At 31.3% G+C, this 24,746-nt stretch carries 13 protein-coding genes and 1 pseudogene; 2 read left to right on the top strand and 12 right to left on the bottom strand.

Annotated features, from left to right (window positions below):
• Positions 1-100 precede the first annotated feature (100 nt).
• The 4 genes and pseudogenes from ACODH8_RS01445 to ACODH8_RS01430 form a co-directional block, all read right to left on the bottom strand.
• On the bottom strand, positions 101-4,999 hold the full coding sequence (locus tag ACODH8_RS01445) for an LPXTG cell wall anchor domain-containing protein (protein WP_420517466.1): 4,899 nt from the start codon (positions 4,997-4,999) through the stop codon (positions 101-103).
• Between the two features lie 520 nt (positions 5,000-5,519).
• Positions 5,520-5,642: pseudogene (locus tag ACODH8_RS01440) on the bottom strand (hypothetical protein); the annotation flags it as partial.
• Between the two features lie 272 nt (positions 5,643-5,914).
• A complete protein-coding gene (locus tag ACODH8_RS01435) occupies positions 5,915-6,274 on the bottom strand; it encodes a hypothetical protein (RefSeq protein ID WP_406718810.1) in 360 nt (119 codons plus the stop codon).
• Positions 6,275-6,610: 336 nt separating this feature from the next.
• Entirely contained in the window at positions 6,611-8,518 is a 1,908-nt protein-coding gene (locus tag ACODH8_RS01430) for a hypothetical protein (protein WP_406718809.1), read from the bottom strand.
• Between the two features lie 944 nt (positions 8,519-9,462).
• Here ACODH8_RS01430 and ACODH8_RS01425 point away from each other — a divergent pair.
• A complete protein-coding gene (locus tag ACODH8_RS01425) occupies positions 9,463-10,002 on the top strand; it encodes a hypothetical protein (RefSeq protein WP_406718807.1) in 540 nt (179 codons plus the stop codon).
• 279 nt (positions 10,003-10,281) lie between these two features.
• Here the strand turns inward: ACODH8_RS01425 and ACODH8_RS01420 are convergent, their stop codons facing one another.
• The 3 genes from ACODH8_RS01420 to ACODH8_RS01410 all read right to left on the bottom strand — a co-directional run bounded on the left by ACODH8_RS01420 (position 10,282) and on the right by ACODH8_RS01410 (position 13,791).
• Positions 10,282-12,762, bottom strand: coding sequence for a MucBP domain-containing protein (locus ACODH8_RS01420; protein ID WP_406718806.1), 2,481 nt, complete (start codon positions 12,760-12,762; stop codon positions 10,282-10,284).
• Positions 12,763-12,788: 26 nt separating this feature from the next.
• Positions 12,789-13,007 (bottom strand): preprotein translocase, SecE subunit domain protein, encoded by a 219-nt coding sequence (locus ACODH8_RS01415; protein WP_406718804.1) that lies wholly within the window; start codon positions 13,005-13,007, stop codon positions 12,789-12,791.
• A gap of 211 nt (positions 13,008-13,218) precedes the next feature.
• Complete coding sequence (locus tag ACODH8_RS01410; protein ID WP_406718803.1) at positions 13,219-13,791, bottom strand: recombinase family protein; 573 nt, start codon at positions 13,789-13,791, stop codon at positions 13,219-13,221.
• Between the two features lie 417 nt (positions 13,792-14,208).
• Between ACODH8_RS01410 and ACODH8_RS01405 the strand changes: the two genes are divergently transcribed.
• On the top strand, positions 14,209-15,117 hold the full coding sequence (locus ACODH8_RS01405) for a hypothetical protein (protein WP_420517465.1): 909 nt from the start codon (positions 14,209-14,211) through the stop codon (positions 15,115-15,117).
• 51 nt (positions 15,118-15,168) lie between these two features.
• On the opposite strand, the gene ACODH8_RS01400 is transcribed toward ACODH8_RS01405, so the two are convergent.
• The 5 genes from ACODH8_RS01400 to gpmI all read right to left on the bottom strand — a co-directional run bounded on the left by ACODH8_RS01400 (position 15,169) and on the right by gpmI (position 24,745).
• Complete coding sequence (locus ACODH8_RS01400; protein WP_420517464.1) at positions 15,169-15,741, bottom strand: tyrosine-type recombinase/integrase; 573 nt, start codon at positions 15,739-15,741, stop codon at positions 15,169-15,171.
• A 176-nt stretch (positions 15,742-15,917) separates the two neighbouring features.
• A complete protein-coding gene (locus tag ACODH8_RS01395; protein ID WP_420517463.1) occupies positions 15,918-20,579 on the bottom strand; it encodes a DEAD/DEAH box helicase in 4,662 nt (1,553 codons plus the stop codon).
• An 83-nt stretch (positions 20,580-20,662) separates the two neighbouring features.
• Positions 20,663-21,598, bottom strand: a complete 936-nt coding sequence (locus ACODH8_RS01390; protein ID WP_406718787.1) for a tyrosine-type recombinase/integrase — start codon at positions 21,596-21,598, stop codon at positions 20,663-20,665.
• A 223-nt stretch (positions 21,599-21,821) separates the two neighbouring features.
• Positions 21,822-23,117, bottom strand: coding sequence for a phosphopyruvate hydratase (gene eno / locus ACODH8_RS01385; protein WP_420517462.1), 1,296 nt, complete (start codon positions 23,115-23,117; stop codon positions 21,822-21,824).
• A 101-nt stretch (positions 23,118-23,218) separates the two neighbouring features.
• Positions 23,219-24,745: a 2,3-bisphosphoglycerate-independent phosphoglycerate mutase gene (gene gpmI / locus ACODH8_RS01380; protein ID WP_332525869.1), complete on the bottom strand. Its 1,527-nt coding sequence runs from the start codon at positions 24,743-24,745 to the stop codon at positions 23,219-23,221.
• Position 24,746: the final 1 nt, after the last annotated feature.

The raw sequence follows: 24,746 nt of genomic DNA, 5'->3' as shown, positions 1-24,746 counted from the left end.
GTAATCAGATCTAAACAAAAAAAAGTATCTAGAAAATAATTATTCCTAGATACTCTTTTGTCCACTCTATTTTTATCAACTTTCAATGATAAAATACTACCTAACGCTTATTCCTACCAAATATCCAAAGCCCACCAACCATTGTTAAAATACCTGATAATGTCGTAACAATTCTTGAAGCTTCCCCTGTTTTAGGCAACATGCCATGAACGATTGGTTTTTCTACTTTATTTATATTGGTATTAATGGATATATTAGTATTGTTAGATCCATTATTATTACTACCTGAGCGATTCTTTGAATCTGATGTGTCATCTGGTTCTCCTGTTTCACCAGAATCGGTTGAACCACTACTTCCTGTGGACACACTTGAATCTGTTGTTTCGCTTGTATCCGTCGAATCACTTGTCTCACTCGTATCTGTCGAATCACTTGTTTCACTTGTGTCCGTTGAGTCACTTGTCTCACTCGTATCTGTCGAATCACTTGTTTCACTTGTGTCCGTTGAGTCACTTGTCTCACTCGTATCTGTCGAATCACTTGTCTCACTCGTATCTGTCGAATCACTTGTTTCACTTGTGTCCGTTGAGTCACTTGTCTCACTCGTATCTGTCGAATCACTTGTCTCACTCGTATCTGTCGAATCACTTGTTTCGCTTGTACCCGTCGAATCACTTGTTTCGCTTGTGTCCGTCGAATCACTTGTGTCCGTTGAGTCACTTGTCTCACTCGTATCTGTCGAATCACTTGTCTCACTCGTATCTGTCGAATCACTTGTTTCGCTTGTGTCCGTCGAATCACTTGTGTCCGTTGAGTCACTTGTTTCACTCGTATCTGTTGAATCACTTGTTTCGCTTGGTTTCACTGGCTCTTCAGGTTCTTCAACATTATCGATATTACCTGGTTTTACTGGTTTAATTGGAACAATAATTGGGAATATCGGCTCTATTTCTTTTGGTTTTTCACTATTGTTATCAATTGGCCAATCAATTCCTAAGTCTGGTAATTTAGGTTCTTTAGGTTCAAAAAAATCACTAGGTTGATCAATAACTTCATTAATATCTTTTGGTTTTTCAGTCACTTTGGAAGGTCCTTCTATATCTTTTCCTGAAGGGACTGTATTAGGTTTTTCAACCTCATCAGGTAATACTAAATTATCCTCAAAAGTCCAATAAATTTCTTCAAATTCTTTTGGTGACAGAACATCAAGTATATCACTTGGCTCTACAATATTATCTACAAACTCCTCTATTTTCTCAACATCATCAGGGGCAAATACTTCTTCTATTGAAGTTAAAGCATCTCCAATTAATGGTTCCTCTGGTTTTTCAGGAGTAGTTACTTTAGCGAAGCTAACATCAAAAGTTGATACTGGATCTGGTTTTACCACATCAATTGGCCAAATAGGTAACTCAGGAATGATAACGTCCTTTCCTTTGGCTTCCTGGATATCTATATCGACTGTTGCAACTTCTCCAATATCTTGATAGTTTTTATTTTTCACTTTTATTGCTGTATAAGCAGCCCCAAACTGACCTGGATGCGTTTCACTAAATACTTTTGTTGCAAACATGATTTCTTGATAAAGTTTATCTTCGTGTGTAAAGTCCCCTTTTTCCCTTACACTGCGATCATCATCTACCATATCTTCCTCATATAAGAAAATAAACCTTTCATCTGTCATGTTATTGGCATCTCTTTCAACCTTAACATAAATTTCGTGATTTTTATTCGCTGTATCCATAAAGTTTTCTACAAAAGAATCACTATCCTTTGAATTGATATTGATACTTATATTCAAATATTTTTTAAATTCATAATATGCTTTTACTATTGCGTTTCTGGATGTTTGATCATCTAAATTTATCTCTTCTATTTGATCATTAGAATCCAATATCAAACTATTTAGATTTCGAATAACCTCATTAGTCTCATCAACTTTTTCTTCAATAATTACTAAATTATTGCTAAGTGATTCTGAATCTTTAGGCAATCTATAATTAAGAGTTTCTTCAATTTGGGCTCGATTATCACGGTATTTCCCAACTATATCAGCTATTTCATCATGCTCATAAAGGTAAAATGGACGTTTTTTATATTTCGTAAATATTTTACTTGGATTATCTGCAAGAGTTTCTAATTCAATAGTTGTTACCCAACTATCTGCTTCAGTTATATCAATAATATTATTTACAACACTATTTAATTCCTTATATGATTTATCTAGATCACCATAAGCAGCTGCTAGACCTTTATTAATCATATATGATTCTAAGGAGGCTTGGTACCATAAATCATATTGTTCAAAGCTCTCTTCAAATTGTTCTTTTGAAAAAGGACTTTTTATCGCTTCGGTAGGTGAGCCTTCATCTTGACTATTTGAAGCATTAAATACATCTAACGCTTTTTGATAATCATCAATGGCACTAATAATAGCGTCTCTAGCATCTTTCGCTAAAGTAAATTGACTCTCCCATTTTCTAGAAAACTCATCTAATTCGGCTGTCGTTTCAACAGAAATTTTACTCTCTTCAATTGGAAATACCTTAGATAGTGTTTCTAATTCATTGATTGTATTTAACTTTTCTTCAATAATTGCTTTTGTTTTTTCATAAGATTGACTTACTAGAAGTATATCTTCTTCTACTTTGGTTTTATTAGCTTTAGCTTCTTCGTATAGTCCCATTTCACTATCAAAGGATTTTTCCAGTTTATTATAATCATTTAATAGTAGATTATAATTAATCATCATGACATAGTAATCTTTTTTAAGTATGACTAATTCTTTTGAAAGTTTTTTGATTTCTTCATTAAGATTTGCGCTCTCTAACTCTAAGCGTTTATACTCTCGTAGACTATTATCATATGATAATTTTACAATCTCATATTCCTCTGTTAAAGTCTCATATTTTTCAATAGCTTCACGGTATTTTTCAATTATGTCATCATACATTGTTTTGGTTGTTTCATAAGTTTCATTTACTGTCTTATATTCTTCTGATGTTTTCAGATATTGAGATTGAATCTCTTCATTTTTACGTTTATTCTCTTTTAGTGCTGCCTCTGTTACAGTAAAAGCATCCTTTGTTTTCAAGTATTCATTGTGTACATCGTTATATTCTAGTGTTGTTTTTTCCTTTTCACTTTTTAACAGACTAGATTTTTCTTTTATCTCACTAGCCTCTTTGCCCATGTTTTCCATTTTGAGGATTAATTTCTTTTGTTCTTCTTTTGTTTGATTATATTGCTCTTTTGTTTGACTATATGTAATGTTTAATCCGTCATATTCAGCTAAAATCGCTTTCTGTTCTTGATCCACTTCATCGTATACATTTTTAAGATTATCGATAACTTCTTTTAACTCTGTGTAATCATTTAGCAATCCATCATATTCTTTAGCTAATTGTTCATGTCTAACTTTTAATTTATTATTTTCTTTTTTTAACTCATTATAGAGATTCATTACATTTTCTTTTTCAATTAATAAATTATCTGAACGCTGTTTTGTTTCATCAAATAATTTAGCTACTTCATTATATTTAGTCTCTAAAATACTAATTTGATTTTGCCCTTCAGCTACTTCCTTTTTCAATTCTTCGTAATCACTACTTAACGAGTTGAATTCCTCTAATAGAGCATCGTATTCACTTTTCTTTGTTTCGTATATAGCATTAGCTTCTTCATATTTTTCTAAGAGTGGTAAATAAAGTTCCTCTAAATCATCGTATTTAGTTTCTAACGTTGTTACTTGGAGTTCTAATTCTTTTAATTTTTCTACTTCACTTTCATAAAGTAAATTTAACTCGTCATAATTATTTTTTACCAGAATGTACTCAGCTAATACTTCTTCATATTTTGATTGATCAGAGTCTTTATACTCATCTAATAATATTTCATACTCAGCTAGTTGTTTCTCATAGCTATTCTTACTTTGATTGAATTCTAAAATTCTTTGGTCACTTTGGTCTTTTAGTTCGTTATAGAACTCTAAATCCTTTTCATAAAGTATCAATTGTTCTTCGTAAGGTAACTTTTCTTTATTATAGCTTTCTGCTAATTTCTGATAATCTACTATATCCTTTTCATAATTAACCAAACGAGAATTATAGTTAGACTTTTCTTGATCAAATTTTTCTGTTTTATCCAGTGCTTCTTCAATAAATATTTCAATAGCCGATCGTTCTTTTTCATAAGCTATCTTTTCTACATTATAAATATTTAACTCTTCGTTATAAGCTGCCGCTTGTTCCTCATATAATTTTAAGTCATCTTGATAAGAAATTATCTTAATTTCATTCTCATCTAGCTCTTTTTTCTGATTACTTAACAATTCTTCATACGCTGCTAGGTTTTCTTGATAAGTTAATAATGGCTTTTCAAGTTTTGTTAAATCATCTTCATATTTCTTCAAACTTTCTGAGAACCTTGCTAACTTTTCTTCGTAACGTGCTAATTCTTCTCCATACTTTTGTAGGTCTTCTTCATATTTTTTTACAATTTCATTTTCGTAGCGCTCTATTTCTTTTTCTAACTCTTCAGCATCATTCTTATAAGTTTCTAAATCATCATTGTAGGAAGCTAATAGTTTGTCGTATTCGGTTGAAATGGCCTGATAGTTGGTCTTAGCAATTTCATAATGATCCAACAGTAAATGATACTCTGCCAAAGCTTCTTCATATTCAATCGATTCTTCACTATAAGTTGAAATCATCTCTTGATAATCACTTAACATCGTTTCATAGTTCGTTAATTTATCTTTATACAATTCAATTTCTTTTTCATATTCATCTATCTTAGGTTGTAATTCTTTAGAAATCTCATCATATTCATCAGCACTACTTTCTTTATACTTAATTAAATCATTTTTATAATCTCCTAATTGTTGATTATATTCTGAGATCATTTCTTCATATGTTGCTTTCTTTTCATCAAGAGAACTCTTCTTATTCTCTATATCAGCTATTTTTTCTTCGTATTTTATTTTTTTTTCATTATACATTTTTAGCTTGTTTAAATAGGTTTCACTTTTTAAATTGAGTGAATTTTTTTTAGTTGCTGACTTTGTTTCATTTAACACATCACTATCACACATCACTATCCAAATTCATCTCAGCTGAAATACTCATTGCAGGAAATACAGCGTTTAATAATGTAATTGTTACCACACTACCTGTTAACCAATTGTTCTTTTTCATAAAACAGCTCCCCTTTTCTTCTAAAATAATCATTTTAATATAGAAAATAATCTATTTTAATCATTTTAACATCTTATAACAGATATAGTAAACAAATCATCTTATTTCGTTTTATTAATATCCGTTAATTATACTTTTGTAAACATTCATAAAACCCTTTTCATCAAATATTAATTTATTCATATTAAGTTTAAAAAGATTTTTTGCTGCTATTTGATATAGATTTTTATAATTAAAAACAAAAAAACACCCTCTAGTCACCTAGAGAGTGTTACGTCCGAACAGTTTTAATTCCTATTAGAATAAGCTTTATTTACACTTTAATTATTTGTTTTTTAAGTTGTAGAATGAAGCTAAACCTTTATATTCAGCTACTTCACCTAATTGGTCTTCAATACGTAATAATTGGTTGTATTTAGCAATACGGTCAGTACGGCTAGCAGAACCTTATGGGTAATTCTACTTCGCGTCATTACCCTCTTTGATTTAAGCCAGCGTTTTTGCCAACAGCGAACCAAAAAAACACTATTAAACATTGATATATAGACGTTTCAACTTAAATGAAAACTCTTCTTTTAGATTATAAACTGGTTATCTCTATGCTAAAATCAGCGTAACATATTTTGTTTACTTCCACCAGTATAGTCAAACAAAACCACTAAAATTACTGGTTATATTTAGCAATACTTGTAAAACCAGAAATTTTAGCAGTTATTTTATTACCTTTTTATTGCTACTGTTTTTAATATAAAATAGATAAAATTTTGAGCTTGCGTGACGACATGACCTTTAGAATTTCTAATAATAAATCGGTCTTCATTAATATTCAGAAATCTGTCAAAACAACTTGTCCTCACACCTTCTAATTTCATAATCAAATCAATCCCATCTGCATAATTAATTTTCACATATTCCAAAAAGGTCATGACCTTACAACTTTTCCTCTGATTCAAATCATATTCCTTGTTTAGTTGAACCAAATCAATCTTTCCTTCTAATCTAAAGTCATCTACATCTATTCCTAATTCTTTTAACTTTTTTGATACTTCGTCTAGTTCTCTTAGTGTTATGTTTGACACTTATCATCCTCTCCATAATTTATTTTACTTGCTGTTTAACTTCTAAAGAGTTCTGTTTACTTCTATAGTAATATACCTTCACTCTCTTAAAATCCTCTTAGACCCAAATCCTGCTAACTCAGGATTAATTCCTATTCTAAACAGAGAACCTAGGAGCTAAGAGGATTTTAAAGGTAACCACTCTTTAACATAGTCATTTGGTAAATATAAGAAATATTTCCTTTTTAAACTTGTTCAATCACGCAACTAATAATTCTAGTCTATTTTACTGATGATTAATCCAGTCCCTTTGGTACCATTAAAGAAGATTTATTATCTAATATTACCTAATCAAAATTACTTAGACAGTTCCTCACTTCTGAAAATAATGTTCTTAGCTGTATACCTTATTTTCATTTTATATTGTTTATGAAGTTTATCAGTTAATCTCATTCTTTTTAAATCATAGTCATTTAATATACTACTTCTGACCTTCGCGAATCTCTTTTTTATAGCTTCGTGAGACACATGATTTTTAAGAGCTAATTCATTGAACAGGTCACTTTCAAATACGTATCCATTTTTATCAATGTGTTTGAATATTAGCTTAATTGCTTGTTGTTCAAATACGATGCTCTTACTTGTTAAATTAGCATCTGATGAACTCATTCGTATTAAACCACTTTCTACCAAAGGTTCATAGGCTTGTGGGAAATCTTGTTTAGCTTTTGTTTCACCAAATAATCTATATATCGTTTCATAGCTTAAACTCGATACAGTCACTTGATTTTCACGAAGTTTCTTAGCTATGTGACTACTATGTTCAATTGCCTCTCTAGTTAAACAGACTGGCTCATACACATTACTGGTTCTGATTTGTTCAGAATTCTTTTGCTCTTCAATGACGTTGTTAATTTCTAAAGGTAAGTTATCATTCACTTTTTTTATTAGCTCTAAAGCGGTTAATACGTTGATAATATTGAACATTTTAGAATCTGAAATTTGCTTGTGCGTCACCTTTTTTATATTTGTAGACAGTCGTTTTATTTTTTGATAGTTTAGGAATCTCCTTTGATTATCTTTTTCAAACGAAAAATCATAAAATTGTTCTAAAAGCACTACTATCTCATTCTTGTAGTATTTTAAATAGTAATACATTTCTTTGTGAAGTTGTTGAATCATTCCGTTTTCTAGTCTTTCTATGAACTCATTTCTAGCACATTCTTCTATGCCTATTTCACTGTCGTAAGTTATCTCAGAACCAGTTAACATTACTAGTAACTTTATCGCTTCTGCGTTCGACCTTAGACCTAAATAATTTACTAATAATTTCACAATATCACCTGTGAAGTCATTAGAATTTTGGCTAAAACACTTGTAGAAATAGATGTCTTGCTTTTTTTCATAATAAACACTAGCACTAGGATTACTCTCTTCATGTAAGATATCTAAGAACGGATTCTCAACAGGTAACTCTAACAACTCTCGTATGTCTAGTGTTTTAAAATATTGATACGCTGAGTATTCATCACTAAACGTTTCTGCATAGCCATTACATAATTTTGATTGAACAACATCATACTTGCCATCTCGTAATAGTAGATAATTAGCTAGACGATTATTGCTATCTTCTATCGTATCGCTAAAATCGTCTGAATTTTCAAATAATTCATTAGGTACTAATACATTATCAAGGTCAATGACTTCATAACTTTGATTTCCACCAAAAAACAATCTACTAGGTTGACCTACACTTGTATCTGCTTGAGGATATTTTTTAAAAAGCTCTTGATATATTTTGGATATTTGGGCTGAATCATGTACTACGTTATCAAGCTTGAAAACTACTCTAAACTTGTCCAACTTAGATTTCGCATCACTAAAGGTTCTATAGAAAAAGCAAGCATAATCATTCATAAATTCGTCTTGTTCAAGGTCTTCAATAGTGTACTGCTTACTAATATCGTTATTATCAAAGTCTAACATGACTAACTCTTGACCTACGAACTGAGCATCTGACAATCTTTGACCTTTGAATTCTGCTAAAACGACTGTCTTTCCTTTTTCTGATATTTCTTGAGCTAACTCTTCTATATCTATAGTAGTAACTTCATTTAGTATAGTCGCAGAGATTCTTGAGATTTGTTTTTCTTGTGGTTTTCTTTTAAAATCTAATTTACTTACGTGTAACTTTATGTTAATCCCTTCCTTGTTATTTTTTGTACGAAAAGACCTTGTTGATAATAATAATATAACATGTACCAAAACAATCGTCAATACTTTTTTATTAAATATGTCTTATTATGTATATTTAATTGACACATTAAAAAGTTTGGTATACCGTTTATATACAATATTCCCTTTATTCTTATTCTCTATCAAAACGTTGATAATTCAACCTAAATGACCATTATCCATTAGATAATTATTCTAAAAACCACTCAGGATTAAAATGTAATGGTCAATCACCCACAAAAATTTCTAACTTGCAAACGTCGAGTGTTTTTTGAATAAAATAACAAAAAACTCCTTTAAAATGTGATAATCAATTAATTTTGTCAACAAGATAATTCATTGAAAATCCAATGAATTTTGATAGCCATTTTTAACTCATTTTTTTCAAAAATTGCAGATAATTAAAATCATTTTTTTATGACCTTAGATATTTTCTAGAATGGTCATGGCATTCTAACCCTACTCATTCCATTTGGTAACATTAAGAAAATTATCTGATAAAAAAATATTAGCTCTTAGCTATCTAAAGACTCTTTGAATCAATTGTTAATAATTACTACCCGATTGGTACCTATATAGAGGATTATAATATATTGTTACCAATTCAACTATTGAGCTATTCTGTAGACCAGTGAATCAAGCTGCCTTGTCTCTTGTTCTAATAGCTGTCTTAATTTAGTTAGATTGTAATTGTAACCCGCATAAAAATTTTAGGAATAAGGTCTTCAAACATTATTATTGGTTACATTAAGTCCCCTTTAAGAATTTTTTTATGAACTTAGTAAAAAATTTAATTTTATCAAAAGACTGTCATATCAACATTTTCATATTTATTAGTATACAAACCGTATACCAATAAAATTTTTTAGTCAACACATTACCAAAATATGTAAAATTAAGTGTTGTTTTATTCACTTTTATGTTCTATAATACAAATAAGTTACTAATAAAAAAATTTAAAAGGAGATTTAACCATGCTATTCCAAGAAACTGATTACAACTTATTTAAGGATAAGCTACAAACAACTATTGAAGAAATTCAAAAAACAAACGAAACAAATTTAACATTCGAAGCTTGGCTAGAAGAAAGTAATGATGAAGATAGACATTTTTATAACAGACTTTGTTTCAACTATAAATTATATCTTGACAATTATATTATTGATTCATCTGAACAACGAGACAATTATTTTTATGACGAGTATTTTATTGAGAACGATAAAATAGATATGTCTTATATTGACTTTATTGGTACAACTTTTAAAAGTCTACTTTCTGATGCTAAACAAATCGAAGAACAACTCTCTAAGATTAACGACTATTCTGACTTCTTTCACAGTTATGAAATCTCAATTGCTGATGATGCGTTTGAAATCTGGACACACGATTCGATTCCAATACTCCAAATTAAATTCTATACGCAATACTCAGAACCAATAATTGAGCATCTAGACGATATCACTATAGATACGTTTAAAAATCTTAAAATGCTATCAGAAGTTGAGCATAATTAATGCTTGAGCCAGCTGAGGCTGAACTAAAATGTCTTATATTAGGTCAGCCTCAGTTTATTTTATCAATTGGTAATAATAAACTATCTTCATTTATAATTCTTTTTTTCAATTCATTTATAACAAACTACCAACAATCAACTAGCAGTATTCACTACCTGTTTGGTACATATACAGAAGATTATTTATGTATTGTTACCAAATAGATTTATAAAGTTATCAGTAAAATAGACAAAAAAACAACTCTAGAAATTCATCTAAAGTTGTTATGTTTTGTTCTTATTATCTTTTTCTAAATCTTGAAACAAATAAGGCTGATGCTAATAATGTTGAGCCTGTTAAAATACCAAACAAGCCTTTGTTTTCCCCTGTTTTAGGTAACTCTTTGTCTGATTTATTCTCAGATTTTTTAGTATTTGATTCTTTTGCTTTTGCTTGCTCTTTATCAACAACCTCTTGTTGACCTTCCTCTGTTGGTTTTGTCGGGTCAACTGGATTAGTCGGTTCGACTGGTGTTTCATCTTTTAAAACTAAACCACTCAACGCTTTAGCTAAGTTATCATATGCTGTATCGACTTCTGTTTGTGTTGCATTCTCATTAGCTAATACTGCTTCTGCTTCTATCAAATAGAAATATACTGCATCTGTTGATTCATCTGTGTACTTAGTTAAATCAATCCCATGAGTTCCATCTACTAGTTGTTCAAGTTTACTGAAATCTACCTCAACAGCCCCATCATCTTTTATCTCTAAATTGTTTAATGCATCTAATAAGCTAAAATATGCTGTATCAACTTGGTCTTGAGTAGCTAAGCCATTAGCTAATACTTTTTCTGCATTGATTAATTCTACTCTTAATGCTTGTGCTGTTTCATCTGTATAATCATCTAAATCAATCTTCTTAGCTTCAGCCACTAATTTTTCTAGCTCTGAGAAATCTACTGCATCAACTTCATCTATATCTGTTCTAACTAAAGTGGCTACATCTGATTTCACATTATCTGAATTAACAGTGTAATAACTAATGCTTTGACCTGTTGCTATAGCCTTAGAAAGTTTAATGTTACCTGATTTGTTGCTTTCAGCAACGATTTCTCCCTTGTATTCCACTTTCATAGTCAATCCACTAGGAATATCAGCAGTAATCTCTGTACCTTTTGTTCCCTCAATAAATTTTACGTTTTTAGCATTCTCAGGTTTTTCGATTGGGTCAATAATGCTATCTTTAGAGTACAAGAACGTTACTGTTTGGTCGTCAGTTAATGTCACTGTTTGTTCATTGACTAGAGCTGTATATCCTTCAATCTTCTCTGCTTGAACAGTGATTTTAGAACCTTGTTCATGTGTTTCTACCTTACTTTGCTTGATTTCTTTCATCGTGTCTTTATCCAAATATCGTACAGTTAGTATCCGTTCCCCCGGGAACGGATCATCTAAACTCTCATAGACAAATGTTTCTGTTTTACCTTCCGAACTCATAACACCTTGGATAGTCCCAGTTCCTTTTACTTTGTATCCCTCAATTTCTTTAGCTTGTGTTGTGTATCCTTTACCGACAACGACTTCTTCCATTACTGAGTTAGCTATTTCTTGACCTTTTTCATCAACAAACTTAGTTGTTAATGTTGCTTTTTGTTCTACTGGTGGTTTTACTTCATTTTTCTTATAAGTAAATGTTTCAGTAGCCCCATCTTTAGTCATTGTTCCAGTTTTTTGAGATTGTCCTACTAATGTATAACCATCTACTGTTTTAGCAGTTGCAGTATAAGTACCACCAACTAAGAAATCTTGTGTAGTAGCTTTAGAAATTTCAGTACCTTGTTCATCTACAAATTTAGTTGTTAATGTAGCGTAAGTTTCAACTGGCTTAACATCTTTTTTCTTGTATTGGAAAACTACTTGTGTTCCGTCTTGTGCAATAACATATTGTGGAGTTTGTGTTACTAATTCATATCCATCAACTGAAATAGCATCTACTTGTACTTGTGTGTTTTCTTGTCCCGTTACTGTTCCCATTGGAGCAATCGGTTTAGTTGTATCAATATCAACATACCAAACTTCCATAGTGATTTCTTGAGCTGCTTGTAAGTATGTTACATATGTTGGGTCACTTTTAAGTAAAGTACTCATATCTTGTGAAATAACACTTACTGTTTCATTTGGTTTTAATTTACGGTCTAATTCAATATAGTTAGCATTTGCAGAAAATCCAATTTCATTACCACTTGCATCTAAAACGATAGCATATGAATTTTGTGGAACAACTGCCGAAATGTAAGAACCATCTTGTGAAATGACTACATTTGTTGGAGCTAATGGTTTTTCAATTGGAGCAACGTATTCATCAACTGCAATATTTACTGAAATTGTATCAGTACTACCAACTTCACCTAAATCTCCGATAAGGATATTGTGGTTTCCAACTGTTGTAGGAACTTGTCCACCATTAAATGTTGAAATACTTCCTGTTTCTCCCCAACGTAATGTTAATGTTCCAATGGATTGCTCATATAAGTAAAGAGTAATACTCTTACCATCAGTTGTTTGGACAATTTGTGTTTTAGCTGATAATTCAGAACCATGATTTCCAGTATCTTTATTGATAGTCCAATTAAAATTTGCTCCCATTTGGTCAGCATATGCTACAACTGGTGCAAAAGCAGTTCCGTCTAATAATGGTGTTGCTCCTAATACGGTTGGTGCGATTAGCATAGTTGCTAACATACCTGTAAATAATTTTGTCTTTAATGTTTTTGATTTCATTTTGAAATCCTCCTTGTATTGTCTTATTATCTTTTTCTAAATTTAAAATATGCAACAATTAGAACCACAATTAGTACAAAGCTAGCAAATGTATGTTCAGACATAACATTCAATGCTTTAGACCCTAACCAAACTACTAAGGCTATTCCTATAATCCACAGAATACAACCACCACAACCGCCTTCTTCTGGGTCTGGAACCTCAATCATTTCTTGATATATTTTACCAGGCTTAAGTGCCAACATTTCCAACTCCTTTTCAACTTTCTATCCGTATTTAATGTTCGCATTTTTCTGCACAAAAAAAACCTTGCTTTCAATAAACTGATTCATTGAAAACAAGGCATCTATAGGTTGTTATTTTTTTAAATTTCCAATCGGTAAAAAATGAACATTTATTACATTTTCGTTTGTTATACATTCTACATTGTAACAAATTCAAAACCCTCTTTCAACATCATTTTCTAGTTAAATTGTGCTTCTTCGCGATGTTGTAGACCGTTTTTTCTGATACTTGACATCTCATTGCTATGTCCTTTAGTCTTAGTTCTTTTTTAGCATACATCCTAAGTATTCTTTGCTCTGTTTTCTTATCAATTTTTGGTCTACCTAGCTTCTTATCTGTTTTAGCAAGGGCTTCTTTTGTTCTCTGAGATATGCTTTCTGCTTCGAACTCACTTATTGCAGCTAACATTGTATAAAACAAACGACCACTTGCTGTACTGGTGTCAATGTTCTCTTGAACGGATTTCAAGTGAATCTCTTTTTGATTCAACTCACTCATTATTGTTACCAATTGTTTTGATGACCTTCCCAGTCTTGACAAATTATAGATTAATAGGGTATCTCCACTATTCAAACTATTTAACGCTTTATTCAACTCCTGTCTATTTTCCTTCCTACCACTTTCTTGCTCCCAAAATATTTCTGTTGGCTCATACCTAGAGAATGCTTCCTTTTGAACTTCTAGACCTAACTCTTGTGAATTTGTACTTGTTCTAGCATATGCTATTATTTTTTCTTCTGACATATAACCACCCCTTTCGTTGTTATTTAATTATCTAAAATAGAAAATATCTAATAAACTATTATCTATTTCATACTTTTATCATTAAATTTAAAAACATTGGTATAAAAGTATTCACAATTAAATTATCCCACGATTTCTAAGGTCTGTCGAGCAAATCAATCGTGTCCTTCAAATTTGGATTACAAGTTCATTGTTGTTATAATAAAATTATAGATTGGAGGGATACTATCTTTAAAAAGGGATACTTTTAATGTATAACTCAGGTGATAACTTTTTGGATAACTGTTTGACAACTTTTTAAAAAGCCTCCCCTTTTCCCATTTTTCGATAGGAAACCTCCAGTTAAAAAAATAAAACACATCTAATTTATTCAAAAATAAAAAAACACAAATGGATACTTTAGAAAGGAGGACATTTATGACAAATAGAACATACAGAACGAATGTAAGAGCGATTGATAACGAAGAATTATTGCAGATTATTAGCGAATCCAACGGGATTTATGAGAGTACTTTAGTCAATCTTTTACAGTGTAATAAAATAACGCTACACTCAAAGTTAAAAACAATGTTGGATAATCAGTTGATTTCAAGAAACAAGTTAGGAAAATATTTCTTTTACACAAGTGATTACAATGTTAAAAACATTAAAGACTTAGAACTTCAAACAAATGCAGTTCAATGTGTGTCAAAAATGCTATTCAATATTAGCGATATCAAAGTAACAACTAACATAAGAAATGAAAAACAATTATTCACAACATTTTATACATTCCCTAAAAGTTTAATGATTGAGAAAACTGAATTCAAACATATTTTTCAATCTTATTATGACAACATCGAATATGATGCGTTGAAAGATTTCTTTTACGAGTTATGCTTTTCGTTCATTAGTAAGTTTAAAATAAAATTTTCTTCAGTTGATGAGTACTCAATTCTAAATTATACAAATGATGACTTTGAAACCCTTGAGGTATTAGCCATTAGCACAAGAGCCCAATTAGGTGAAGTCAAAGCTAGGCTTGATTCTTATATCTATTTTGATGATTTTGTCGAAAAACAAAAGTTCATAAGAGATACGATTTTAATTTACATAGAAGATGATGATGTTCTTCTAAGGTTTGAAGTAGATGAATCGACCTTGGGAACGTATGGCTATAAAGAAGTTGAGATTGAAAATGCGATTGACCTATTATATCTAGTGTCATTAACGTGGTACACGCATGTTTTTACCTCAAATAGTATTACAGACAAGGATAGTTTGAATCACTTATATGAAAAGAGCTATTTAAACAAACAAAAATTCAACACCTTAAGTTTAAGATAGCAAATTAAATAAGAGAATGGGAAGATCTTCCCATTCTCTTTTATTAGTTGCTCACATCAAAGGATTGAAATTATCAAGCGTGGCGTTGATTTCTTCCTGTTCAATATCAATATATCTCAAAGTTACACTTTGGCTCGAATGATTTAGTATTTTCATAAGCGTTGTTAAATTACGTGTCTTTTGATAATAATGATAAGCAAATGTCTTTCTCAAAGTATGAGTACCAACATAATCTAACTCTAACTGGTCTGCCACTTTAACAAGTATCTTATAATATTGATGCTTCGACAACTGTCTAGAATTGTCTTTAGGTGCATAAAATAGCCATTCGCTCACACCATCATGATAGTTCTCTAGATACAAGATGATGTCACTAGTCAATTGTTTTAAAACGAGTTGTCGCTTCTTACCTGTTTTAATTTCAATTATATCCGTCGTAACTTTGTTTTTAACATCAGAAACTTTAAGGTTCAGAATATCACTGATTCTAAGTCCAGTTAAAATCCCTATTTTCAAAATTAATAGGTTTCTCTGACCGTGCTTGGTCTTAGAAATTTCTTCTGCGAACTCATTTAGCACTTGTTTATTTTTAATCGGTTTTACATTTATTATTTTTTTGGTCATCTTCCTTCCTCCTCGATGGATACTTCTACCACATTTTTTGATAAAAGTATCCATCTTGCTATTTTTAATTTTCTAAACATTGTTAAATCAACATTTCAGAGGGATACTAATTTAAAAAGTATCCATAATTTACTTATAGCAAGAAAAATTAATAAATTCAAATTTAAATATTTTAATTACAGCGAAGGGAGCATTTCTACTAAATCTAGTGTTTGTAACGAAAGGTTTATTATCGATAACAATAGATTTAAAATATATTTAGGGTCTTCAGAAAAATTATTGGGGTCATCATCAATACCAGAATCTCTTTTCTTAATTCGATATTGGTCAATAATCCATTCAATCGCTGATTTTCCATTAATAACATATTCATACGCTCTCTCAGGAATATTCTCTATAACTATATCTTCATTATAGATAATAGTATCCAATTGACCTCGTTTTGGATGCTTCATTCTTTTCACCTTAAAACAAGGAGTATCGGTTTTGAATATAACATCTACTCCTTCAAACTGTGGTATACTTTCATAGTTTAAATGTAAATCAGCTAGTTTCTTTCCTATTTCTATAAACTTCGATTTATCACGAATATTAGGAAGTTTAGGAAAAGCTTTGGATAAATCATCGTGATATTTCTCTTTATAATCTTTCGAATGGAAAACCCCATACATATAATAAAATAACTCTGATTCAGATAGTTCGGTCATTGTTTCAAGTATGCTAGTTCTGATAGAAGAATATTCTCCTATATTATCATATAAAAATATTGGTAAATTTTGAGAACCACCTGCAAATAAATTAACATCAGGAAGTACATCAATAAATAAAGAAGTAAATTCCTTTCCTTCTGTTTTATTTGATATAGAAATCATCGAATTTTTTGCACTATTATTCGGAAATACCTTAGGCATTTGGTATTGTCTATCGACTAATTCTTTTGAAAAGTAAACGTATTTTTTTGTAAAAGGTCGGTACATTCCAATAAAAATTCTGTCCCTCTCAAAAGTTATTTTTTGTTTTTTTTCAAATTGTTTTTTTAGAGAACTCGTCCATGAAATATTACTGGTCTGAGTATCATAAATATCAGTATTTCCTAAATTATTATTATAGTAATCAATACTTTTTATAATTTTATTTCTAACGTTCTCTTTACTAAAATCCCAAGACCATGCATCTCGACCTGTTTTTATTCCACCTGTATAATCTAAAAGTAGTGTTTCATTTGATTTCTTATTACCTATTTCTATTAATTCATCGAAATTAGAATCCCTTTGATTAATCCAATCCCCTTTTACATTAGGTTTAATATCCTCAAATAATTCAAAAACATTAGATATACTATCCCAATCAACTAGTTTAGAAATTTTCTCCAATTTTGTTAATTTATCGCCTATATTTATATACTTTATTTTATTTTCACCTGTATTCTTTTCATCTTTAACCAAGAATGTTATAGCCACTCCTGTCATTATGTCAAAAACATTTCCACCTTCAATTTTAGCTTGTTCTTTACTTCGTCTTCTAATTTGTCCTTTTAAATCAATTACGTAAATGCTAGAAAATTCATTCTGCAACTCTTTTCTCATACCATCCATAGCATTTCCATCAATAAATGAGCTGTTAGTTATAAAACCGATTATTCCATTGTCTTTCAATTGATTAGCTGACCATCTTAAAGCACGTATATAAGAATCAAAAAGACCATTTTTATTAGTAGCTGTAGAAGTTTCTATCCATAATTCTCTAAGTGAACTATCTAAGATAGGATAATTAATTCTTGAAAAATTTTCGTCTTCATTATCTTGTTTTGATGAATACGGTGGATTCCCAATTATAACTGTAATCGGTACTTCTTTTTGACGCTTCAGTCTTTCGTCATTAGTTCCAAAAAAAGTGTCATCTAGTGTATCCTCTTGCTCTGTCGTCTCAAAAGTATCTGTTAAAACAATTCCATCAAATGGTTGATAATTTTTATTATTAATTTCTGCAAAAGTAGCTTCTATATTAATAGCTGCAATATAATAACTTAAAAGTATCATCTCATTTGCATGAAGTTCCTGAGTATATTTCCTAGTAATATCTGCTAGGCTTATTTCACCCGTTTCTAGTTTATTTTTCAGATAATGTAACACTCTCACTAAAAAAGTACCCGTTCCAGTAAACGGGTCTAGTATATGCACTCCTTCATCCGAAATTGTTTTTCCGAAATGTTTATTTAATAAAACATCAACAGATTTAATAATAAAATCAACAATTTCAACTGGTGTAAACACTATGCCCATCTTCTTTGTTGTTTCATTGAATCCTTTCTTAAAGAATTTTTCATATAATGTTGTAATAATTCTTTGTTTTGCTTCTGCGTTATCTATTCCTTCTGCTCGTAGCTTAACAGAATCATAAAACTCTTTTAATTCATCCTGTTCCTTATTAAATCCTCCAAAAACAGATAATTCTTCAACAATTCTATCCATTGCTTCTGAAACCGGATTATTATTAATAAAACTATATTCTCCAAAAAGGGCTTCAAAAATAGGAGCGGTAATTAAATGTTGAGCTAACATTTCAATTGCTTGATTTTCATCAATACTTTCATTGATATTATGTTGTAAACTCATTAGAAATTTTCCAAATTCAATTCCAGTTTGGGAGTTTTGGTCATTAATCATAATAGAAATTTGTTCAATGTGACGTTGTGCAATTTTAGCTACATCTTCTGACCAATCTTCAAGATACCTTCTATCTCCAACTTTTTTTACAATTTTAGCATAAATAGCCTTTTCGATTTCTTCCCAGTCCCAACCATCTATTGTTGGTTGATACGATTTTGGTTGATTATCATTATTTTTTGGAATGTTATCCATATCTTCAATAGATGGGGCACCACCAATACCAATAATATCCATATTTTCCGGTTTCTTTTTATTTAGTTCTAGTTTATTAATCATAGCAGAAAAACGCTCATCTACTGAACGTAAAGCATTCAATATTTGCCACACTGCTTCATATTTTTTGTTGTTATCTAATATTTCTTCTGGGGTAGTTCCTTCTGGTATAACAATGGGTAAAATAATGTATCCATATTCTTTATCTCTAAATTTTCGCATGATACGTCCTACAGCTTGGACAATATCTACTTGTGATTTTTTTGGTGCCATGAATATTACTGCATCTAGATTGGGCACATCAATTCCTTCTGTTAAGAATTTAACATTAGAAAGAACACGAGTCTCATTATCCGAAAAATCTTCTGATAACCAATCCAGTGCTTCTTTCTTTTCCAAAGTGTTCATCATTCCATCTACGTGACGAACATTTACTGATTGATTAATTGACTCATTTTCCTCTAGATATTCATTCACTATTTCATTAAACTGATTAGAAATTTTTTTTGAGTTTTCGATTGTATTAATAAATGAAATTGCTCTTTGCATTGGCTTTCCTTCAAAAACAGCATCACTTTCTATGCTACTTCGCTTCATTAATCCATTCCAAACTCCAATAATTTTAGAAATATCTCCAATCTGTAATCCATTGTCATCAGCTATTGATTTTTGCATATCTTTTTGAATAATTCTTTCATCCACTGCTAGAACCATTACTTTATAATCCGTTAATATTTCGTTGGTCACAGCTTGTCCAAATCCTAAACGGAAAATTTCTTCACCATACAAATCTTTATTATCCATTGAAGATAACACAACACTTGCATCTTCAGCTTTCTGTTTAGCATCTAGTCCAAAGATTTTTGGAGTTGCTGTTTGATATAATCTTTTCTTTGATTTTATATAATCATTACTATGTACTCGCGTAAACACACTTGCTTCTTCTCCTAATGCTTTCGCACCAGTAGTTCTATGTGCTTCATCACAGATAATAATATCAAATTCAGGAAATCCTTTTTGCTGGGCTTCGTATAATACTTCAATTGATTGATAAGTTGAATATACTACAGTTAAGTCTCGCACATTTTCTTTTATTTTATTAAAATTAGAAATTAATTTTTTTGAGTCAGTTGTTGCTGGGAAACCAATATCTTTGGCCATTAATTCATCACTATTTTTTTTCTTTGAGGCATTTCTATCACTGGTAACAGCGAAAGAATGCATACTCATTTTTGCATCATTGTTCCAACCAATGAGTGTCTGACTCAATAATTGTATACTAGGAACTAAATACAAAACATTAAAAGTTGTTTTCCCGCTATTCTTTGCCATCGTTTCTACTAATCTTAGACTTGTAAAGGTTTTTCCTGTACCAGGCGCCATTATCAATTGTCCTCGGTCATTTTTTTCGAAATATTCAACTGCTAAACTAATAGCTTGTTGTTGATATGGTCTAGTAGATTTTGCTTCAATTACCTTTACCTCTTCTGATGAATCAGGTATAACACTTTGCCAATCAATCTTACTATTTCTTAAATCACTCAATCCTATTTGAGAAACAGGTTTAGATAATTCATTAATCGCTTCATCTGCATTTACACTTAGCGAATCCAAAGAATAAACAATCATTCCATCAGTATAATAATTTTTACCAAGTTCTGCTAAAAATGAATCAATATGTCTTTTATAAATTTTACTATCATAAAACTTGGCTTGGATTGCCGTTAATTCTCCTGTAGCTACATTCCTAGCTACTAAATCAACACCTGTATCTTTTTTAGGTATATTGTACTCTTCTGGTACTTCATGTAACAGCCACACATCAGAGTACAAATTTTTATATACTGGTTCATTTTTTAAATAAATCTTTACTATTTTTTCAAATGTTGTACCTTTATCTCTTTGTATCTCATTTGATTCTTTTCTTGCTATTTGGATAAGTTCATCAAAAGTCATTTCAAAACTCCTTTATTTTTTCTTATACTTCAATTATACAATTAGACATACCTTTTTGATAGTTGATAAATAATTATTTAATCTTATAGAATACTACTCAGAGGATTCGTTTTAATAGCTTTTTCAACTAACTGTTCACTTGTAATGCTATTGATATAAATTTTAGTTGTATCTAATTTTGAATGTCCTAATAATTTACTTATGGTAAACAAATCCTGACCATTCTCCAAATTTTTAATAGTCCAATAATGCCTAAATGTATGTGGACTACATCTAACAATATCCCTTACACCAACTTCCTTCCCTGTTTTAGAAATCATCAGTTGAATCGTAGCCACCGATTCCAATCTTTGACCTGTTTTGCCTAAAAAAAGGTGTTCATCTACTATTCTCCTCTTTCCATACCTATTTCTAATATTATAAAAATAAATGTCTCTTATCCTTTTGTAACGAGTCAGAAAATAACTCAACTCATTTGAGATAGCAACTATCCTCCACTTGTTCCCTTTACCTAATACCTTAATATATTTTTCCGTCACGTTATCGTCTTTAATATTTATCAATTCAGATACTCTCATACCTGTGTCTAGTAAAACTGCAATGATACATTTATTTCTTGCCGATATGTAATTATCAAATCTCCAATAATCTAACATCCTCCTAACTTCACCATCATTAAATGTTGTTAATACTTTTCTGTCTTCTTTTAATAATTTTATTGTTTCTAATGGGTTCTCTTCAACCACTTGCTCTCTAAGTAGATAACTCCAAAATGTTTTGTGTGATTTTAATATAGCGTTGATATAGGTCGTTTTCAATTCTAAATCGAGTAACTCACCTATGAACATCTTATAATGAATTTTTAAAACATTTGATATTATAATCGGTGAACCAAATTCTTTCTTATAAAACGTTAAAAACTTTTTATGGTGTAGCTGGTATGTTTCGATGGTTCTCTTAGAATAGTTCTGTAGTTTTAGTTCCAGTAAAAACTCCTTCAATAATCTTTCATAATCCATAATAATACCTCTCTCTGTTATTTTTAGCATAGAGAGTTTGTACGTAGCAATACTATTAGTACAGCTAAACAAAATCAGTTTTTTCTCAAAATTTCATATTTTTCAAAAAATTTGTAATTTGGTCTACCTCAACCTAAACAAAAAAACACCCCCTAGTCACCTAGAGAGTGTTACGTCCGAACAGTTTTAATTCCTATTAGAATAAGCTTTATTTAAACTTTAATTATTTGTTTTTTAAGTTGTAGAATGAAGCTAAACCTTTGTATTCAGCAACTTCACCTAATTGGTCTTCAATACGTAATAATTGGTTGTATTTAGCAATACGGTCAGTACGACTAGCAGAACCAGTTTTGATTTGACCAGCGTTAGTTGCAACAGCGATATCAGCGATAGTTGCATCTTCAGTTTCACCAGAACGGTGAGAGATAACCGCAGTGTAACCAGCTTGTTTAGCCATTTCAATAGCTTCGAAAGTTTCAGTTAAAGTACCAATTTGGTTAACTTTAATTAAGATTGAGTTTGAGATTCCTTCTTCGATACCACGAGCTAATTTTTCAGTGTTTGTTACGAATAAGTCGTCACCAACTAATTGTACTTTTTCACCTAAAACTTCTGTTAAGTGTTTGAATCCATCCCAGTCGTTTTCGTCTAATCCATCTTCAATAGAGATGATTGGGTATTTAGCACATAATTCTTCATATAAAGCAACCATTTGCTCAGAAGTTAAAGAACGTCCTTCTGAAGTTAAGTCGTACATACCAGTTTCTTTGTTGTAGAATTCTGATGATGCAACGTCCATTGCTAAACGGATATCTTTACCTGGAACGTATCCAGCTTTTTCGATAGCTTCGATAATTACTTCTAAAGCTTCTTCGTTTGAACCTAAGTCAGGAGCGAATCCACCTTCGTCACCTACAGCAGTGTTTAAACCTTTTGATTTTAATACAGCTGCTAAGTTATGGAATACTTCAGTACCCATACGGATAGCTTCTTTAAATGTTGAAGCACCAACAGGCATAATCATGAACTCTTGGAAGTCAACGCTGTTGTCAGCATGTGATCCACCGTTGATGATGTTCATCATTGGAGTTGGTAATACTTTAGTGTTGAATCCACCTAAGTAATGGTATAAAGGAACTTCTAAGTAGTCAGCAGCAGCACGAGCAGCAGCAATAGACACACCTAAGATAGCGTTAGCTCCTAATTTACCTTTATTTGGAGTACCGTCTAATTCGATCATTTTTTTGTCGATAGCCATTTGATCACGAACATCGTAACCAATGATTTCTTCAGCGATAATGTTGTTTACATTATCAACAGCTTTTAAAACACCTTTACCTAAATAACGAGATTTATCTCCATCACGTAATTCAACTGCTTCGTATTCACCAGTTGAAGCTCCTGAAGGAACCATTCCACGACCAAAAGCACCACTTTCAGTATAAACTTCTACCTCGATTGTTGGGTTTCCACGTGAGTCTAGGACTTCGCGAGCATAAACATCAGTAATAATTGACATTGTTTTTTTCTCTCCTTTAGGATTATTGTTTTATAGCTAAGGGATTATTCCCATAGTTTCATTTTAATAGGTTTTTGTGTATTTTACAATCAAAAACCGGACTATTTAATTAATGACTCACCAGTCATTTCGCTAGGTTTGTCCACGCCTAGTAAATCTAACATTGTTGGTGCGATATCTGCCAAGCGACCACCGTCTCTAAGTTCAACTCCAGCTTTAGTTACAATAACTGGTACTGGTACTGTTGTATGAGCTGTATGTGGTTCGCCTTCTGGAGTTGTCATTGTTTCAGAGTTACCATGATCGGCAAAAATGATTGCATGACCACCTTTAGCGTGAATCGCGTCAACTACTTTACCTAAACACTCATCCACTGCTTCGATTGCTTTAATCGCAGCTTCTAAGATACCAGAATGGCCTACCATATCTGGATTAGCAAAGTTTAAAAGAATCGCATCATGTTTGTCTGCTTCAATGTCTGCTACTAAAGCTTCAGTTACTTCATAAGCACTCATTTCAGGTTTCAAATCATAAGTTTCAACTTTTGGTGAGTTGATTAAAATACGGCTTTCACCTTCAAATTCCTCATTACGTCCACCATTCATAAAGAAAGTAACGTGTGGGTATTTTTCAGTTTCAGCAATACGTAATTGTTTAAGACCTTTATTAGAAAGGACTTCACCAATCACATTTTTCATTTCAATTGGTGGGTAAGCAACTTCAGCAACAATGCTTGGGTTGTATAATGTCATCGTTACAAATTTAACATTTGTAGGATGATTTTTTCTTGCAAAGAATTCCCACTCAACATCAGTGAAAGCATTAGATAATTGAATCGCACGGTCTGGACGGAAGTTAAAGAAGATAACGGCATCGTTACTCTTAACGCTTCCTACAGGTTGTCCGTCTTTTTCAATAACAGTTGGAAGAACAAACTCATCATTTTTACCATCAGCATAAGAAGTTTCAATTGCTTCAACTGGGTTAGACGCTTTGTTTCCTTCACCGTTTACTAATACGTTATAAGCTTTTTCAACACGCTCCCAGCGTTTGTCACGGTCCATTGCGTAGAATCGACCTGAAACAGTTGCTACTTCTCCGTATCCAAGTTCATCCATGAATTTAACTAATTCTTCCATGTATCCTTTACCTGAAGTTGGAGATACGTCACGACCATCTAAGAAAGCGTGAACGTAAGTGTGTTTAACCCCTTTTTCTTTTGCCATTTCTAACAAAGCGTAAAGGTGATTTTGATGACTATGTACTCCACCATCTGATAATAAACCAAATAAATGTAAGTCTGAGTCATTTTCTAAAGCATGAGCAATCCCGTTGTTTAAAGCTTCATTGGTTTGGAATTCACCATCAGTGATAGCTTTATCAATACGAGTTAAACTTTGGTAGACAATACGTCCTGCTCCAATGTTTGTATGCCCTACTTCTGAATTACCCATTTGTCCTTCTGGAAGACCAACATCAAGCCCTGAAGCTTTTAATTGGTTATGAGGAAACTCATTCCAGTAACGGTCAAAGTTAGGTGTATTTGCTTGAAGAACAGCATTACCTGTTACTTCATCGCGTTTTCCATATCCATCAAGGATAATCATAGCTATAGGTGCTTTTGTCATA

The sequence above is a fragment of the Vagococcus fluvialis genome (assembly GCF_048815235.1).
Taxonomy (GTDB): Bacteria; Bacillota; Bacilli; order Lactobacillales; family Vagococcaceae; genus Vagococcus.
The sequence above is the reverse complement of the archived record's forward strand: the minus strand, read 5'-3'. Positions and strand labels throughout refer to the sequence as shown.

Excerpts from the sequence above, each read along its gene's own strand:
- ACODH8_RS01445 (WP_420517466.1), bottom strand. The coding sequence starts at position 4,999 with ATGTATAATGAAAAAAAAATAAAATACGAAGAAAAAATAGCTGATATA.
- ACODH8_RS01425 (WP_406718807.1), top strand. The coding sequence starts at position 9,463 with ATGCTATTCCAAGAAACTGATTACAACTTATTTAAGGATAAGCTACAA.
- ACODH8_RS01420 (WP_406718806.1), bottom strand. The coding sequence starts at position 12,762 with ATGAAATCAAAAACATTAAAGACAAAATTATTTACAGGTATGTTAGCA.
- ACODH8_RS01415 (WP_406718804.1), bottom strand. The coding sequence starts at position 13,007 with ATGTTGGCACTTAAGCCTGGTAAAATATATCAAGAAATGATTGAGGTT.
- ACODH8_RS01410 (WP_406718803.1), bottom strand. The coding sequence starts at position 13,791 with ATGTCAGAAGAAAAAATAATAGCATATGCTAGAACAAGTACAAATTCA.
- ACODH8_RS01405 (WP_420517465.1), top strand. The coding sequence starts at position 14,209 with ATGACAAATAGAACATACAGAACGAATGTAAGAGCGATTGATAACGAA.
- ACODH8_RS01400 (WP_420517464.1), bottom strand. The coding sequence starts at position 15,741 with ATGACCAAAAAAATAATAAATGTAAAACCGATTAAAAATAAACAAGTG.
- ACODH8_RS01395 (WP_420517463.1), bottom strand. The coding sequence starts at position 20,579 with ATGACTTTTGATGAACTTATCCAAATAGCAAGAAAAGAATCAAATGAG.
- ACODH8_RS01390 (WP_406718787.1), bottom strand. The coding sequence starts at position 21,598 with ATGGATTATGAAAGATTATTGAAGGAGTTTTTACTGGAACTAAAACTA.
- eno (WP_420517462.1), bottom strand. The coding sequence starts at position 23,117 with ATGTCAATTATTACTGATGTTTATGCTCGCGAAGTCCTAGACTCACGT.
- gpmI (WP_332525869.1), bottom strand. The coding sequence starts at position 24,745 with ATGACAAAAGCACCTATAGCTATGATTATCCTTGATGGATATGGAAAA.